Origin of the sequence: Bacillus capparidis, from assembly GCF_017832095.1 — a bacterium.
Lineage (GTDB): Bacteria > Bacillota > Bacilli > Bacillales > Bacillaceae > Bacillus > Bacillus gobiensis.
Window position 1 is genome coordinate 22,678 of the sequence record NZ_JAFDST010000002.1, and the last position, 15,605, is coordinate 38,282.

20 protein-coding genes, 1 tRNA gene and 6 pseudogenes are annotated in these 15,605 nt (G+C 36.9%); 9 read left to right on the forward strand and 18 right to left on the reverse strand.

The genetic code is table 11. The features are described 5' to 3' along the window. Positions 1-171: 171 nt before the first annotated feature. Together JOC74_RS07140 and JOC74_RS07145 are read right to left on the reverse strand one after the other, a co-directional pair. Positions 172-396 carry a DUF3006 domain-containing protein gene (locus tag JOC74_RS07140; RefSeq protein WP_053603935.1) on the reverse strand — a complete coding sequence of 75 codons (225 nt, stop codon included), beginning with the start codon at positions 394-396 and terminating at the stop codon, positions 172-174. After that, on the reverse strand, positions 393-1,250 hold the full coding sequence (locus JOC74_RS07145) for a ComEC/Rec2 family competence protein (protein WP_053603936.1): 858 nt from the start codon (positions 1,248-1,250) through the stop codon (positions 393-395). Before JOC74_RS07145 ends, JOC74_RS07140 begins: the two co-directional genes overlap by 4 nt. Positions 1,251-1,476: 226 nt before the next feature. On the opposite strand from JOC74_RS07145, the gene JOC74_RS07150 reads away from it, so the two are divergent. After that, positions 1,477-1,635, forward strand: a complete 159-nt coding sequence (locus JOC74_RS07150; RefSeq protein ID WP_158320301.1) for a hypothetical protein — start codon at positions 1,477-1,479, stop codon at positions 1,633-1,635. A gap of 196 nt (positions 1,636-1,831) precedes the next feature. Next, a complete protein-coding gene (locus JOC74_RS07155) occupies positions 1,832-1,963 on the forward strand; it encodes an anti-repressor SinI family protein (protein ID WP_148564328.1) in 132 nt (43 codons plus the stop codon). Between the two features lie 171 nt (positions 1,964-2,134). On the opposite strand, the gene JOC74_RS07160 is transcribed toward JOC74_RS07155, so the two are convergent. After that, positions 2,135-2,716: a DUF421 domain-containing protein gene (locus tag JOC74_RS07160; RefSeq protein WP_053603937.1), complete on the reverse strand. Its 582-nt coding sequence runs from the start codon at positions 2,714-2,716 to the stop codon at positions 2,135-2,137. Between the two features lie 305 nt (positions 2,717-3,021). Between JOC74_RS07160 and JOC74_RS07165 the strand changes: the two genes are divergently transcribed. Both JOC74_RS07165 and JOC74_RS07170 read left to right on the forward strand, forming a co-directional pair. After that, positions 3,022-3,696, forward strand: coding sequence for a DUF421 domain-containing protein (locus JOC74_RS07165; RefSeq protein ID WP_053603938.1), 675 nt, complete (start codon positions 3,022-3,024; stop codon positions 3,694-3,696). Positions 3,697-3,997: 301 nt separating this feature from the next. Next, positions 3,998-4,210: a YolD-like family protein gene (locus JOC74_RS07170; protein WP_053603940.1), complete on the forward strand. Its 213-nt coding sequence runs from the start codon at positions 3,998-4,000 to the stop codon at positions 4,208-4,210. A 256-nt stretch (positions 4,211-4,466) separates the two neighbouring features. On the opposite strand, the gene JOC74_RS07175 is transcribed toward JOC74_RS07170, so the two are convergent. Beyond that, positions 4,467-5,018 carry a recombinase family protein gene (locus tag JOC74_RS07175; protein ID WP_053603941.1) on the reverse strand — a complete coding sequence of 184 codons (552 nt, stop codon included), beginning with the start codon at positions 5,016-5,018 and terminating at the stop codon, positions 4,467-4,469. A gap of 220 nt (positions 5,019-5,238) precedes the next feature. Between JOC74_RS07175 and JOC74_RS07180 the strand changes: the two genes are divergently transcribed. Then, positions 5,239-6,612, forward strand: coding sequence for a SulP family inorganic anion transporter (locus JOC74_RS07180; RefSeq protein ID WP_211086112.1), 1,374 nt, complete (start codon positions 5,239-5,241; stop codon positions 6,610-6,612). Here JOC74_RS07180 and JOC74_RS07185 read toward each other — a convergent pair. From JOC74_RS07185 to JOC74_RS07220, 10 genes and pseudogenes are all read right to left on the reverse strand, one after another. Continuing rightward, positions 6,611-6,850: pseudogene (locus JOC74_RS07185) on the reverse strand (hypothetical protein); the annotation flags it as partial. The gene JOC74_RS07180 and the pseudogene JOC74_RS07185 overlap by 2 nt on opposite strands. Then, the gene (locus JOC74_RS07190; RefSeq protein ID WP_376773351.1) at positions 6,790-7,248 is read right to left on the reverse strand and encodes a peptidoglycan recognition protein family protein; all 459 of its coding nucleotides are present in this window, start codon (positions 7,246-7,248) and stop codon (positions 6,790-6,792) included. The gene JOC74_RS07190 and the pseudogene JOC74_RS07185, both read right to left, overlap by 61 nt. A gap of 11 nt (positions 7,249-7,259) precedes the next feature. Then, positions 7,260-8,567 (reverse strand): annotated as a pseudogene (locus JOC74_RS07195) (phage portal protein). Between the two features lie 8 nt (positions 8,568-8,575). Further along, positions 8,576-8,770: a terminase large subunit gene (locus tag JOC74_RS23885; RefSeq protein WP_312883821.1), complete on the reverse strand. Its 195-nt coding sequence runs from the start codon at positions 8,768-8,770 to the stop codon at positions 8,576-8,578. Positions 8,771-8,778: 8 nt separating this feature from the next. Continuing rightward, entirely contained in the window at positions 8,779-9,183 is a 405-nt protein-coding gene (locus JOC74_RS23405) for a terminase large subunit (RefSeq protein WP_280881814.1), read from the reverse strand. Between the two features lie 23 nt (positions 9,184-9,206). Continuing rightward, positions 9,207-9,815, reverse strand: a pseudogene (locus JOC74_RS23410) (PBSX family phage terminase large subunit); the annotation flags it as partial. Between the two features lie 607 nt (positions 9,816-10,422). Beyond that, positions 10,423-10,629: a hypothetical protein gene (locus JOC74_RS07205; protein ID WP_053603945.1), complete on the reverse strand. Its 207-nt coding sequence runs from the start codon at positions 10,627-10,629 to the stop codon at positions 10,423-10,425. Continuing rightward, a complete protein-coding gene (locus JOC74_RS07210) occupies positions 10,629-10,877 on the reverse strand; it encodes a hypothetical protein (RefSeq protein ID WP_053603946.1) in 249 nt (82 codons plus the stop codon). Before JOC74_RS07210 ends, JOC74_RS07205 begins: the two co-directional genes overlap by 1 nt. Positions 10,878-10,956: 79 nt before the next feature. Continuing rightward, a complete protein-coding gene (locus tag JOC74_RS07215; protein WP_192841114.1) occupies positions 10,957-11,118 on the reverse strand; it encodes a hypothetical protein in 162 nt (53 codons plus the stop codon). Further along, positions 11,115-11,532 (reverse strand): annotated as a pseudogene (locus tag JOC74_RS07220) (RusA family crossover junction endodeoxyribonuclease). The gene JOC74_RS07215 and the pseudogene JOC74_RS07220 overlap by 4 nt, the downstream one beginning before the upstream one ends. Before the next feature lie 148 nt (positions 11,533-11,680). Here JOC74_RS07220 and JOC74_RS07225 point away from each other — a divergent pair. The 3 genes from JOC74_RS07225 to JOC74_RS23420 are packed head-to-tail and all read left to right on the forward strand — an operon-like array spanning position 11,681 to position 13,388. Further along, entirely contained in the window at positions 11,681-12,250 is a 570-nt protein-coding gene (locus JOC74_RS07225; RefSeq protein ID WP_098945235.1) for an ImmA/IrrE family metallo-endopeptidase, read from the forward strand. A 49-nt stretch (positions 12,251-12,299) separates the two neighbouring features. Then, a complete protein-coding gene (locus tag JOC74_RS23890; protein ID WP_225970214.1) occupies positions 12,300-12,803 on the forward strand; it encodes a tyrosine-type recombinase/integrase in 504 nt (167 codons plus the stop codon). A 21-nt stretch (positions 12,804-12,824) separates the two neighbouring features. Further along, the gene (locus JOC74_RS23420; RefSeq protein WP_225970215.1) at positions 12,825-13,388 is read left to right on the forward strand and encodes a site-specific integrase; all 564 of its coding nucleotides are present in this window, start codon (positions 12,825-12,827) and stop codon (positions 13,386-13,388) included. Between the two features lie 196 nt (positions 13,389-13,584). On the opposite strand, the gene JOC74_RS07235 is transcribed toward JOC74_RS23420, so the two are convergent. The 4 genes and pseudogenes from JOC74_RS07235 to JOC74_RS07250 form a co-directional block, all read right to left on the reverse strand. Next, positions 13,585-13,657: transfer RNA gene (locus JOC74_RS07235), tRNA-Ala, on the reverse strand. A gap of 216 nt (positions 13,658-13,873) precedes the next feature. Then, a complete protein-coding gene (locus tag JOC74_RS07240) occupies positions 13,874-14,146 on the reverse strand; it encodes a hypothetical protein (RefSeq protein WP_053603947.1) in 273 nt (90 codons plus the stop codon). Beyond that, complete coding sequence (locus JOC74_RS07245) at positions 14,146-14,403, reverse strand: hypothetical protein (RefSeq protein WP_053603948.1); 258 nt, start codon at positions 14,401-14,403, stop codon at positions 14,146-14,148. Before JOC74_RS07245 ends, JOC74_RS07240 begins: the two co-directional genes overlap by 1 nt. Positions 14,404-14,567: 164 nt before the next feature. Further along, positions 14,568-14,675 (reverse strand): annotated as a pseudogene (locus JOC74_RS07250) (IS3 family transposase); the annotation flags it as partial. Positions 14,676-14,781: 106 nt separating this feature from the next. Here JOC74_RS07250 and JOC74_RS07255 point away from each other — a divergent pair. Then, a pseudogene (locus JOC74_RS07255) lies at positions 14,782-15,482 on the forward strand (IS3 family transposase); the annotation flags it as partial. Positions 15,483-15,605: the final 123 nt, after the last annotated feature.

Here is a 15,605-nt window from a genome sequence, read left to right on the forward strand (position 1 = left end):
ATAAGACATAATAACAAAAACATCTAATCGCTCTTAATGTTTGAAGCAACCCCGAAGTCTGCTTCAATGCATCGCTTATTCCCTTTAAAACCCCATATCGTAAGCAGATTATTTAGTACTGATCTTCGTCTACAATACGGGGTCCATACTAACTCAGGGTTCTTTTTTGTCTTAATCTTCCCAAACATCATTCATTAAATCTTCTACTTCTTTTCTACGCCTTTCAGTCTCGTTTTTCAAAACTCTAACTTTATTATCCTCAAGTTCAACAACATCACCCACTGTCGCTTCTTTTGGGAAAATGTCCTTGGCAAAGTCTTTGGTTACTCCTTCAATTTCAACAACAGCTATTTCACCTTCAAAACGATCAATAATTCCTTTTATAACTTTACTCATTTCTTTGCAGGACTCACAGAAATTTTCGTGCCAGTGCTTGTGATTTTCACAGTTCCATTCTTATCCGTTCTATACACTTTTGCTTTAACCGCCTTTAATCGATTCAACGTTTCACTTGTAGGATGCTTGTAACGATTTCCTTTACCCACACTAATCACTGCATATGTGGGTTTAACTTTGCTTAAAAAATCCTTGGATGAAGAATCCTTGGAACCATGATGACCCACCTTTAAAACATCAACTTTTGATAATAATTTTTTGGAAAGCATGTCTTTCTCAGACTTTAATTCTGCATCACCACTAAATAAGAAAGAGTTTTTGTTGTACTGAATATGTACGACTGCACTCCAGTTATTTAGATCACTCTTTGCATAGTCTTTCACAGGGCCAATAAATTTGGCTTTAATAGACTTGTCCTTTAAAGACAAAGCAACTCCGTTTTTAGCAGTTTTAACGCCTTTCTTTTCTCTTTTAACTGCTTGTAAAAAGTCCGTGTATGCTTTGGTTGTATGTCTTACTTTTGGTGCATAAATATTTTCGACTCGATAGGCAGCAAGAACCTCGTCTAAACCACCGACATGATCAGCGTCTGGATGGGTTGCAATCATAGCCTCAATGTCATCAACTTTTTGCTTTTTGAGATACTTAAGAACATCCTCTCCTTTGGCTTTGTTGCCAGCATCGATTATGATGTCGTCACCTTTTGGTGTTTTGATGTATATTGCATCCCCTTGTCCAATATCGATGTAATGGACAACAAGATTTTTGCTTGCTGCAGAAACATGAGTTGCTGAAATGTTAGGTATTGCAAGAATAACAATTAAAGCCATAAGAAAAATTTTTAATTTTTTCATATATTCTCCTCCTCTAAGATAATATACCACCATATTCCTAGTATTTCCTACCTATCTATGAAAATTTTTTCATGTAAGGATCAAGGAACAATTTGCTCTCTGATTTTAAAACAATTTTTTTGAAGAACATTGATCATGAAACATCAATTTTGTTAGGACAAGTCGTTTTTACGTCCTTCTCCTTAAAGCTTAGAATAAAGACATTCTTTTGGAGAGGATGATGTTTATGAATAACAAGTTGACCATCGTTGATTTAACTCCTACAGCAAAAGATAAGAGCAGTAAAGTATTTAAAATTTCATACCATGTAAAAGGAGAAGCCATCGAAGGTCACTATTTAGAAGTTCAAATGGGAAATGAGTTCGAATGGGTGCTTATCCTCTAGAATTGGAAATACATAAATATGAAAAACACTTAAGGTTCCTTAGCCTCCAGCTCAATTCATTTCTTGAAAGTGAGTATGGATTTAAACGGAAACGAATTATAATTAACCACATTTCAAATTTAAAAGAACCTCATAATACCGGTGGTCTGTCTTTCTTGAAATGAGAATGTTCTTTTAAATTCCGCATCGAAAGGCATTGCAAATATCGAAATCCATTCAATTAGATGAAGAGTGGAAAGAATTAATATTGGAGGCATTAGCAGCAGGAATCACTTTAAAAGAGATACGAATCTTTTTAAATACTTGGTCGCCAGCCTTGATCGTATAGACATGAGGCGAACGACAGAAAATAATAAATGCATAAAAAAAGAAGCCTATACTCACTGGTAGGCTTCTTCCGTATCAGATAAAGGCATTACTTAAACATATCAACAAAAAACACGGGCTGTTCATTGTTTTCTCTTTTTAATACTCTATATAGACATAAGATAAAGACAAATTAATGTAATTGATTTGGATTTCTATTAGTATGCCCTGAAGTAATTTCATCGAATATATTATTATTTGATTCTTGATTTTGAGATTGAAAATTTAGATATGCAGGATTTATTAATTTTTTAAACTCCCCAACAGTAAGAGGTTTAGCCTCTTCCTTTAATTCATATCCTAATTGACCATTGGGTTCCAACGTCGCGGTTTTAACATCTGAAATTTTAGATATGCCTAGTAACCTTAATCTCATTTCAAGCTGATCAACTGTAAGTCTAAGCTTTTTTAAATTGGTTGTATTTAGATTCCCATTCTCCACTACAACTATTGATTTACCGGTTAAAAATTTTTCAAAAAAATTAAATTTTAGTTGTAAGTATTCCATTATTATCAAGGAAGCAACAAAAATCGATGCAGCAATTATTGTTCTCCAAAGACTATCTTCGATTATTGGCTGTACGATAATCGTACCAATAGATATCATTACAACCGTTTGAGCTAATGTCATTTGTGCTATAGATTTTCTACCCGATATTCTTAAAAGAATAATTCCTGCCATTATCAGGATAAATGATTCCCAAGCAAAATTCACTTATATCACCTATTTTTGTTTTTTCCTAGTATTCGTTTCTTGGTAAATTTTATACAACGCATATTATTAAAAAACACAAGGATTTCGGATTATAAAGAAGATAAAAGTTCCATAAAATATGTTTTAAATGGAATAACAGACTTCTTTATTCACTTCATATCTAATGACTCTAAAATCTTAACCGAGAACAATAATGAAGTATACTTACCCCGCCTTTAATTAAGAATCTTTTTTGCTGGTATTGTTAAATATAAAGAAAGAAATAAACAAAATCTTATGTATGGTTTGATTGGAGTTTTCATAATATGAAAGTCATGTACCTAACGATTGAACTTATTATTGGGTTTTTTCTTCTTTTTATAATCGTCAAATTTGTTGGAAAGAAAATCATAAATCAAATTACACCCTTCACTTTTATTGCCGCTTTAGTATTGGGCGAATTATTAGGAAACGCATTATACGACGACAAAATCGGTATATTTTATATTATATACTCAATGATATTATGGGGCGTTTTACTATTTATGGTCGAATATCTTGGACAAAAATATTTAGCTTTTCGTGGCATCTTTGAAGGAAAACCGTCTGCTCTTATTAAAAATGGAATAGTTGATCGGGAAGAATTGAAAAAAAATCGAATGAATATCAATCAACTGCAAAGCTTACTTCGGCAAAGCGAAACCTTTTCTGTTAGAGAAGTTGCTTTTTGTTACTTAGAAACGAACGGCTCACTTAGCATACTAAAAAAGACAAAATACCAGAAAACTACTCAGGAAGATTTCAATATGCCTATAAAATCCGTTTATGTTCCTGTTACTTTGATTCGCGACGGTGAAGTTTTATGGGATGAATTAAATGATTTAGGTTTTAATAAGCCTTGGTTAGAAAAACAACTCACATCTCAAGGTATTTCTGATTACAAAAATATTTTTTTAGCAGAATGGCTAGAAGGTGATGGATTATTTGTACAAACTTATTAAACAAAAATTCCTTGATGAAGTAATCTTGGGCTGTTTCAAAAGGATAAATAATAGTGGTTTCATACATTGGGCACTTATTGTGTTTGATGAGAAATATTCCAGCGCGTTCGAACACAATGACTCACTCCAATTACTCTGCGACAAGATTTATTGTCGAGTACTTGAAAGATATATGGTGGATCTTGAAATTATAGAGATCTTACATTTCTCGAAGGTTATACCCGTCTAACGTGCTAGGTATTTTTTTACATTGAATTAACAACGTATGTTCGTATATTATACGAAAAAGGAGCTGAGAATTATGAAAGTTACTATGTTAACACCAGGATCAAACATAATATGGGAATCTAGCCGGATGATGCTCCCCGAACACCGAGAGGCTTTGGTTGCACGTAAAAGAGAAATACTGCTAGTCGAAAAGCCAGAGCTGTATCAGCAACATTTTGAGGATATGGAAAACATAATTCATGAATCAATGGAGTTTGTGTTTCCGTTACAGTTTAATGGTGTGTGATGATGGACATTTCCGCGAGATCACACGGCTTGTGGATTACATAAACAAGCAAACTAAACAGTTACATGTTGTGGATAATAACGGGGATGCCAATTTGGTTAAGTTTATTGATATTGTTGATGTAAAAAGGAATTAGCCCTACCATATGGAAGGGCAGCTGTTTTACCAGATTTGGTCTGCGAATTTAAGGAAACACAAAGTGCGACGCGGGGCAAGATAATATGAGACCATGAGAATTTATACACATGTGTCTTCATCAATACTTATTGGAATCCTCTAAGTATCGATACAAAGTCGTTTTACTAATACCGGTTTCGATTGTAATTTGAGCAATGGTAAACTTCCCGCTTAGGTACATTTCAATTGCCCGTTTCACATATCGATCAGGCTTTCTAGGGCGGCCACCAACGCTGCCTCTTGATTTTGCTTCATTTAATCCTGCTTTCGTTCGTTCACTGATAACGTCATGTTTTAATTCTTGAATGTTCTCCATAAACTGAAAAAAAATTTGACCACATTTTTTTGATGTATCAATCTGATCCCGTATCGAAACGAAATCTATATGATACTCCTTAAAAAATCGTGTCAATTCGATTAAATGTCTGGTTGAATTAGCAATACAATAAAGTTTATAAACAACGACTTTATCGCCTTGCGAAAGCGATTGCAGTAATTTATCTAATTCTGTCTGATCGTTTACAACGCCATTTGGTTCATCGTAGATCTTATCACAACCAAATTGCTTTAAAATTGCGATTTGCAAAGTTGTTTCCTCCCGAGTGAATGAACGAGTATAGCCGATAATCACGAAATCATCTCCTGTCTTTCAAATCTATTCATTATTTTAACAAAACTGAGGAAGTATAGATAATGGTTGAGATTTGTCCCAAAAACGATTAGTTTTGGTACAATTTTTTCTAGACTTCTCCCGGGTTCTCTGCTAAAGTTGAAATTGTTAAAAACGGCCCCGGCTTCTATGAGAGTTAGAAGCCATTAAAAAATGAAAAGAATAAGAGGTGTCAATTAAATTGTTACAAAAATTGAATAAGGAATGGTTTGGAAACCCAAAGAATGATATTCTTTCCGGTATTGTGGTGGCTTTAGCTTTAATTCCTGAAGCGATAGCTTTCTCTATCATTGCTGGAGTCGATCCAATGGTAGGGCTGTATGCGTCTTTCTGTATCGCCGTAGTGATTTCATTTGCCGGAGGTCGTCCTGCAATGATATCAGCCGCCACAGGAGCAATGGCATTGCTTATGACCACATTAGTCAAAGATTATGGAATCCAGTATTTATTTGCAACGACGATTTTAACGGGGATTATCCAATTGATATTTGGGGTGCTGAAAATTGCACGCTTTATGAAGTTTATACCGCGGTCGGTCATGGTAGGCTTTGTAAATGCGTTAGCCATCTTAATTTTCATGGCACAGGTTCCTCATTTTATTGGAATTTCGAATCTGACGTATATAGTAGTTGCAGTCACATTGGCCATCATTTATTTGCTTCCGCGCTTTACACAAGTAGTGCCTGCTCCGCTTGTTGCGATTGTAATAATGACAGTATTTGCGATTTTCGCGAATACTGATCTTCGTACGGTCGGAGATTTGGGCCAAATCACACAATCGCTGCCGTCATTCCTGCTGCCGGAAATCCCGCTGAATTTCGAAACATTAGCGATCATTTTTCCGACTTCTCTCGCGTTAGCAGTTGTTGGTTTATTAGAATCCATGTTAACTGCTTCGATTGTAGATGATATGACAGATACAGAAAGCAATAAAAACAGAGAATGCAGGGGTCAGGGGATTGCAAATATTGTCGCAGGGTTTTTTGGCGGCATGGCCGGCTGTGCAATGATTGGGCAGTCAGTTATTAATGTAAAGTCAGGCGGAAGAGGACGATTATCTACTTTCGTTGCCGGTGTGTTTCTCATGTTCTTAATTATCGTATTGGGGGATTGGGTTGTACAAATCCCTATGGCTGCCTTAGCCGGGGTTATGATCATGGTGTCCATTGGAACATTTGATTGGTCCTCTCTTCGAACCTTAACCAAAGTCCCTTTAACAGACACCATCGTCATGGTTGTGACAGTTGTTACCGTTGTAGCTACCCATGATTTATCGAAAGGGGTTTTCGCCGGAATTATACTCAGCGCGATTTTCTTTGTAGCAAAGATTTCCAAGGTTCGGGTAAAATCCCGTCAGGTTGTACACCAACAGCACGTTGAATCCTCTCAACATTTTTACCTCTTGCCCCTCTTCGGATTAGTTTACCTGGATAAGGAACAATTGATGCGTTGGATTTCTTTTTCACTGGCTTTTTGTAGCTGTCGAGCTTTCTGTCTGTATCAGGTCCGTAAATTCCGTCAACGGAAATCCCGACAGCCTTTTGAAATGCTTTGACAGCCACGACTGTTTCATCGCCGTAATGTCCATCAGCGCCAAAACGCGGCAATTTGAATCCAGCAGCAATGAGTTTTTTCTGTAATCCTTTAACTGCTACTCCTTTAGAACCTTTTCTAAGCACTTTTTCAGGGTTTGATGTTGCTGCTTTCACTGCTGTTTTTGGCGCTTCAACTTTCACATTGCGCCAGTCCAAGCATTGTAAACTGCAGTTACATCTGAAATAAACCTTTCCCATGTAATCCCGTGTGGCTGCAACCAACTTTCTGGATCATATCGGCTTTCCGGATCTAATACTTTATGGGAAACGATATGCTTATTTGGTTTCAAACCGAATTTCCGGCACAAGTAAGACATGTACCATACGTACCGATTATAAGCTTTGGCAAAGTTACCAGTACGGCACAACTCAACTCCAATCGCTCTATCATTTGCGTCATCGCCAAACAGGATATTATCCATAGCCTTTTGGTATTGTACGTGCCACGCCTTTTCATTTAAAGGCAGGATTTCAAGAATTTTAGTATCATCGATGAATGCGTGAGCTGAGGATGCGGTCACATGCCGGTTAAAATACTTGAAATGTGCGTCAGCATCTGCTGAGTTGTTTCCTGTTTCGTGAGCAACGATAAACAATACTTTTCCTGTTAACGGCAGTCCAGAACGTGATTTACCTTTTCGCCTAACGGTTGCAAATGACGGGCATATTCATCTTGTTCTTCTTGCATCTTCCTAATCTCAAATTGAACATCATCGACAAAAGAAAGCCTGCTGAGTCGAGTTTCCTCACTGACTTGACCTCTAAGTGCTGCTGTCGCTTGAGCTTCTTCAATCATATTGACTGGTAGATTTCGTTTAAAGCCAACTTTCAAATAATCATCCAGTGCCACTCCATTCCGTTTGCTCCATGCTGAGAATAAGACCTTATATTGATACCGCAGTGTTGATGTCATCTTTCTCTCTAAGGTGATACATTTATTTTCAAGTGACATGATCTTATATTTCATGGCAACGCCAGTAACATTCCCAGCAAACTGCTCATCACCAAAATTCACCGATTTAGCAAACCTCAAAATATTTTCTTCCAATCGATCCAAGTGATGTTCAATTAAAGCATCGTTTATACCTTTGGTTAAGTAATCCACATCATCTTTTTCATCAAAAAGCTCGATTATACCTGACTTTTTCATTCGTTCAAGTGTATCCTCATCGGCACCCATATCCTTAAGTATGAGATAGGCCAAACGATATTGCTCAATCTCATTACTTGCATCAGACAATGTTCGGTTGTATGCATCAATAAGAGTCAGAACACGTTCTGCAGCTCCCCACTCTCATTAGATCGAAAGAAATAAACCGTCGTATCATCGTAAAATTCTGCAGCTTGAAACCCATTAGCATCCTTGTAATACCAAAGCGAATAGGTAGGCTCGCTTATGTTGTCGCCCAGAAAAACAACTTGCCAAGGATCGATATTCTTGATTCGCTCATTACCTTCTATGTCGAGATATATGAGTCTTGCCGCCCCCCCCACAAATAGCAGCCGTTTTCCCAAGTTCTGAGTCCCCATCCTCCACGTGATTGCGGAGATTAAATGTATCGATCTTGTCTTTAATCGGTGAAGTTGTGCCGGGTCCCCTTTTATCATCAAACTCATAGGTGATCGGATGACCAAACATGTAACCGACCTTGGTATCTACAATTTCGGCATCAAAGGCATTCGCCAATCGGTTATTGACTTTATCGTCGATCCTTTGAATTTTTTCTTTCTCCGATAAATCCATTTTAAAAGGCGTCCGTTCCAAGATCGGCACGCCTTCTGGTTCTGATTTATATCGTTCATAGAGCTTTTTTATGCGCTCGTGATCTTTTTTATGTGTTGAGATCAATTCCATCACGATCTCTTTAGTTATCCCTTTGTTTTTGATCTTGTCGATGTACTGATTTAGGTTCATTCTGTCACCTACCTTACTCTCATCCTTTTTCTGATCGGCTCCACGCTATAGCGAAGCGCATCAATTAAGTGGTTATATTCATCTGCTGGTTTATTAATCATTTGACCTTCCTTATTGCGGTCCCATACATAGTTGCTAAACTCCATCGATGCATTTGTGCAAAATGGATGAATGTAAATAGAAAACTGCTGAAGGAATTGAATGCCAGCTTCTACGCTGTCAGGTCCTTTTTCAGCGCTTTAATTTTCCTAATGCCATATTTTCTTAGTTCTCCAATGCTTTTTGGTTCAGCAGCATCTGCAATAATAATCTCTTTTTGATAACCTTTATTCTTGATTGCATCAGCAATTTCGTTATTAAGTAAGCCTTTTTCGTAAATTTCATCAAAGATAAAGATTTCTCTGTTCTTAGGATCGACAATTGATGCAGGGAATGCAGTTGGATCGACTGTAAACCCAAAATCTAAACCAAAGGCAGATTTTACACCCGGACGTTTAATGATTTCAGACTTATCAAAAGCAAACTCTCGCCAGTTGGTGAAGATAGCTCCTTCTGCAATCCCCCACTCACCAAGGCCCTCAATCTTATACTTCTCGGATTGTGTTTCTTCATCCATTCAAAGAGCTCTCGGTCATCTGCTCCTAAGAACTCATTGCACAGGTAATTCGTCGTCATCGCCAGAATATTATTTTGCTGTACATCAAAAAAACGCTTCTTCAACCAATGTTTCTCATTCCACGGGTTAAAGGTTAGCGTTATTTGTTTAAAGTATCCTGAAGGTAATTCTCCACGAATACTCATATCTACTTTGTCAAAATCATCTTCATTCATGATTTGATAGGCCTCTTCAAACCATGCCCAGCAAAGGAATCCCACGTCTACTGTGATCGAGGTCACACTCATTGGATCATCTAGCCCTCAGAACAATATCTTTTGTCCTGTCGGCTTGTATGTGATTTCTAATGGAGAAAGCTTTGCTTCCCAAAGATGTTCCACTTTGAGTCGTTTGATTGCCCATTTCAACTGGGCATACGTAGAATCTTTATGATCTTTAAATACCTTCCTCACAACTAATGTATTTGCTAATGGATATTCCATCATACGATTAATCGTATTGAGTGCCGTTGTGGTTGATTTTTTGGAACCGCGGCCGCCTTTTACAACTCTGTAACGACCTTTATAATTCCAATAAATTTTATATCCACCACCGACGATTTCTTTCAGGCTCACTCTCACTTGATTAGTCATCTAGATTATTCACAATAACTACAATTTTACTTTCAGCTGTTTCCTTAAATCATAGTGTTTTCGTTGGTGCACCGCATTCTTTGCATTTGTTCATCATTGCCCTAACCCCTCATAATACTCTTAATCAACGTATGGCAGCTAGCTTGAAAATATATACCTTTATAACGTTATAAGCCTGCGCAAATTCTGTATAGCCTCCATAAAATATTTATATTAAATAGATATTAAGGAGAGATATTAGATGTGCATGTATAAACACTATAAGAAACAAAAGAACAAAAAATTTATCTCTAAAAAACTTTTGCTAATTTTATTACAGTCACTATCAAATTCACAATCCGAAAGCCAAACCAGCGCACAAAGAAATGGCAACAAAAAAAAGAAAGAAAAAGAGAAAAAGAAATGTGAATGTTGTTAAGCTCTCACTCTAATGTAGGTGTCTTAATATGGGACATGATGATTTCCATTGTAATATGAGAGCACGGATCTTCAGAGCTGAAAATTCTTAATTCAGCTCTGGTATTTTGTTTGATTTAATATGTTGCATTAGTTGTCTACTCTTACCCAATCAAACCCGGCGACTCAACCACGATTCCGAATAACAAAACTACCCAGCTCCGACAAATGCTGCTATTAAAGCCTTTTCCCTTTTCGCCATAACTACACCATTTGTCACAACCAAATCTTTGTTACGTTCGGCCAGAGCCGCGATATCCTCGGGATGCTCTCCGTATATCTCAGAGAGCTCCTGAACTGTTATCACTTTATTCTTAGTCGCTAAGACTGTATGTAAGATTTCAATGTGTTTTGGCATCACTCAGAATCACCTGCCAGTGCTTTTAAAGCGACCCTGTACATTTGATCTGCACTCTGGATCGATGGATTTCTTGTAATGTCAATCAAAGCTTGATAATAGCGTTCATTTTCTACGTTAACAGCCTTTTCAGCTTGCTCTATGAGATAATCAAATGACTCCTTCCTTATTTCCACGATGTATGAATCCTCAAATATTGTTGTACGGATGCTGGCTTCATTCACAATTTCCTGTAATTTATCCTCCATAAGTACCTCCAATCGAGGCAGAACCCATGTTACAATGTAAACCTCCTACAGTTTAATGTCCGGGCTCTGCTCGGGCTATTTAATTTTTTAACCAAACTTTTTGCTCTAGCATGTCAAATGGCTTCGGCTTCTCCTCTGGAATGATCGGATGCTTGGCTATGTACGTCAGCCGTTCTTCCTCTGACATTTTCCATGTAATAACCTCTCCCGGTAGATGATCATTTCTAGTTTTTGTACTCATGCCGCAACCTCCTTCACTAAGACTTCAATACCAGGGGTTTCCGCATAAAGCTTGTAAACTGTCATACTAGCAACCTGGTTATCATCAGCCCAGATCAATTTATTGAGAGTCAAACAAACCCTTGGTTAAATTATCAATATCAGGCTTTTTACAATGACGGGTTCCGACGGCTTCTGCTTTCTTTTTGCCGCTCCAACTAGCCGGGATTGGCATGTTAAACCATATTTCCACATGAACCGGACCATTAATAATCTGGTGCCCTTTCATTTGCTGTTTCAACTGCCACTGGATAGCGCTTTTGTACGTTAAATATTTCTGGGCATTTTTATCTTTGAATTTGCCTTTATGTGTCATGCAAACGGCTCCCATTGGCACGATTGGAATAGTAAATTGATTCACTTTCTTACCTCCCATCAGCCTCAAGCCATTCTTGATATTCCGTATCTTTTGCCCGAGCTGCCAGTATGATTAATGTAAGAGCCCGAATCATCAAGTTCCCCCTTTTATAGGGCTTTTCTTTCAAATAAAAATAGAACATACGTTTGCAAAGGGGTGGTTACTTTTGCGTTATTCGATGTCACACCTAGAAGAGGATGTAAAGAATGTATACATCGAATTAGGCATACTTAAGCCGAGTGAAATTCAAATGCATATGATTGCTGAGAAATTAGACATTTGGATTTTCCATCATGATGAGCCGAGCAGAACAAAAATATCTGGTCTGTACAGCATTGTACTAAATAGCAATCTTTCACCTGAAGAAGAATGGCAAGATTTTTCGCATGAATTAGGTCACATTTTAATGCATTATTGCAATCAGCATAGGATGATCAACTTATTCAGATATCTACAGGAAAATCAAGCAGATAATTTTATGTATCACTTTTGCGTACCTACTTTTATGCTACTGAAATACAACATTACAAACTATTCGAATATTAAAGAAGGGGCTTCTTTCATCGCCAAGGAATTTAGTGTTACTAAAAAGTTCGCGAAAAAACGCTTGAATCTTTTCCGTCGGAAGATAGAACAAGCTAAAATTGATGAAAAATTTCAAGATTTTATGACACCTACAAAAACTCGTCCCCATTCAGAACAAGACAAAAAATCAATGACATTCATGAAGTTTTAATCTTGATTCCTAATCAACGAAAATGAATTATTATGAAAGGTTGATAGATGTGGCAAGTATCGAAAAAAGAGGAAAAAACTTATTTAGACTCGTAGTCGAAGCAGGGTATGATGCTAAAAATAAAAGAATCAAAAGAACAAAGACAATTCGTATTGAAGATGAAAAGCTTTTAAAGACGACACGAAAGTTAGCAAACTATTTAGAAGTTCAATTACATCAATTTAAACAAGAAGTACTTGCTGGAGAATACATTGCCCCTGAGAAAATTATATTTAGAGATTTCGCTGAAGAATTTATGAACAAAGTAGTTACAAAAAGATATTCTGTTACTACCATTGAACTCTATAAAAATCACCTCAAAAACCATATAAACCCTGTGTTTGGTCATAAAAGATTAGATCAGATAAAAAGCAAACAAATTGTTGACTATATTGATCAGTTGGGACATACGGGGGCACGTAAGGACAAAAAAAGGGGAGGCCTTTCCGATCGGATAATTTTAGATTCTTACAGAGTTTTAAAAAGTTTATTTAAGGTGGCTACTAAGGAATAGAAATTTATAAAGGTTAATCCAATGGAAAACATATCTGCTCCTAAGGTAAGAAAAAAAGAAATGAAATATTACGAAGCTGAAGAAGCCCAAAAATGCATTCAAGAACTATATGCAAGAGAACCTATTCACTGGAGATTATATTTTTTGGCCGCTATGATTGGTGGGCTACGTCGAGGTGAAGCTATCGCTTTGGAATGGGATAAAGATGTGGACTTTGAAGAAGGTGGTTTTCATGTAACTAGGAATATTCCTAAAACAGTTAACGATGAGGCACATATTAAAGAAATAAAGACAATAGGATCTACACGTTTTGTTGCCATGCCTGATTGGTACATGGATGAATTAAAAGAGTATCAAATGATATGGAAACGAGAGAAATTCAGATTAGGGGATGCATGGGAAGGAGGAGATAAGCAATATGTATTTCATGGAGGTACTGGAAAACCATTTTATTATACGACTCCCACTTACAGATGGTCTAAGTTTGCTAAAAAGATTGATCTAAAATACATCCGCCTCCATGATCTCCGTCATACAATGGTTACTCTTCTTATAGAAGAAGGCGCTCATTTTAGTACAATCTAAAAAAGAAGTGGACATTCAAGTCAAAAAGTTCTAACCGGAACAAATAGCCACGTCACTAAAAAATTGACGAGAGATACTGCGGAGAAATTTGATAAATTTAACCCAAAAAATTCAATTCGTCCCCAACCGATGAATTTAGTATATCTTCTAATATCTGGTCATGAAAAAAAACCTTGATACACAAGGGTTTAAGTGATGGAGCCAAGGGGGCTCGAACCCCTGACCTCTACGCTGCCAGCGTAGCGCTCTCCCAGCTGAGCTATGGCCCCGAGTATTGACAGTGCTTTACCTTCATTTGAACTCAGTACGAGCATCTATCCAGAAATATATCGTACAGTACTTACATAAGAGTTGTCAAGCGCACAAAGAAAAAATTGCAAGTCATACTGTGGTAAGACTCAGATCATAAAAGGCTCATATTTTGTACTTATTTGGAGCCAATATCCAAGAGCAAAAAAAATACCTCTCAGGTAAAACCCGAGAAGTTAATAATTCATTTTTAGTAAATCATTAATAGGTAAATACCTACCACCAAACAGAATAGAGACTCCGTTCTTATGGTGGTAAAGTTTCCAAAGAAAGAACGTTTTCCCACCATTGGCTAATTGTCTGTAACCAAAAATTTTATCTATTGCCATTTCATGAATGACTTCTATAATGACAATAGAGGAGAGACCAAGCGAAATAACAGCCTTGTCAGTCAACTCTCCAGTATTGTATTTTTCTATTAGTTCTTTCTTGCTCTTTTCTATACTCATTAGTGAAGCACCTCAATTTCAAACTGAAGTGACATAGTTGAGCTTTCCTTGTTAATATTCTCATCTACCGAGACTTGAAACTTATCGGGGGTAACATTCAAGGTTTTGTTAATATGTAAAACTATTAGTGATACTCTCTTTGAAATCTCTTTCTTTATCTTATCATGAGTTTTCCCAGTACAATCAATAGTTTTCAATGTATCAAGGTCAACCCCAACAGATTGCAACCCATCAAATACCTCTTCAATCTGAATCATTCTTCTCTCCTTTAGTGATACGTGATAAAGTACCTATGAGAATTGTATGAAAACAATAAAACCCTTGCAAGTAGAAAAAATTACTGAGATCGAATAAAAAAAGAGCCAGAGCAATAAAGCTCTGCACATACCCCTGTCAAGTAGACAATTATAAAAAGAGCTCTTTAAGCTACGGTCTTTTCACGATATTCAATCGGGGAAAGGCCGTTAAATTTTTCTTGAAAACGATCTTTATTGTAGAAATCAATATACTCCTGGATTGCTTGAAGTGCCTCACCCTTTGTTTCTGGTTTTTTTACATGGATAGGTTACACTTAGTTGGACAGAAAAGTTAAGGTCATATACACTTGATTCAAATAAAAACTTAGGAGAATCAATATGACGAAAAGAGAAAGAAGAACATTCACAAAGGAATTTAAAGAACAAATCGTTCAGCTGCATGCTTCGGGTAAACCAAGAAGTGAAATGATTAAGGAATACGAGCTGACGCCTTCGGCCTTTGATAAATGGGTTCGTCAACACCAGACATCAGGTTCTTTTCAAGAAATAGACAATCGTACTCCCGAGCAAGAAGAGTTAATACGACTTCGTAAAGAAAATCAAAAGCTCATGATGGAGAATGATATTTTAAAGCAAGCCGCGCTGATCATGGGACGAAAGTAGATGTGATTAGAAATAACCGTCACAAATACTCGTTATCAGCAATGTGTGCCGTCCTGCAACTTCCAAGAAGTACGTATTATTATGAAGCCAATATTTGTGAGAACAATGAGGAAGAACTGACGAATATGGTGGTAGATGTCTTTAAAAATAGCCGAAATATTTATGGGCAGAGAAAGATCAAAAAAGAGCTTGAAAAACTTGGTTGGCAAGTCTCACGACGTCGTATTGGACGTATCATGAACGATCAAGGTCTTGTCTCGAAGTATACAGTCGCTCAGTTTAATTTAAGCCGATAAAAACAGGGTGTAATGAATCGGAAGTAGAAAATGTATTTGAACAAGACAGAAACTCAAAGTGATAGTGAGTGATTTAACATACGTTCGAGTCCAGCAGAATTGCATTATATCTGTATTCTAGCAAGCTTTACTGTGAGAAATCACTAGCATAAATCTGACAGCGTAGCGCTCTCCCAGCTGAGCTATGGCCCCGTATTTAACGTCTTTTCCTATTATATAAATGAAAAACAAGCATTTTTTATA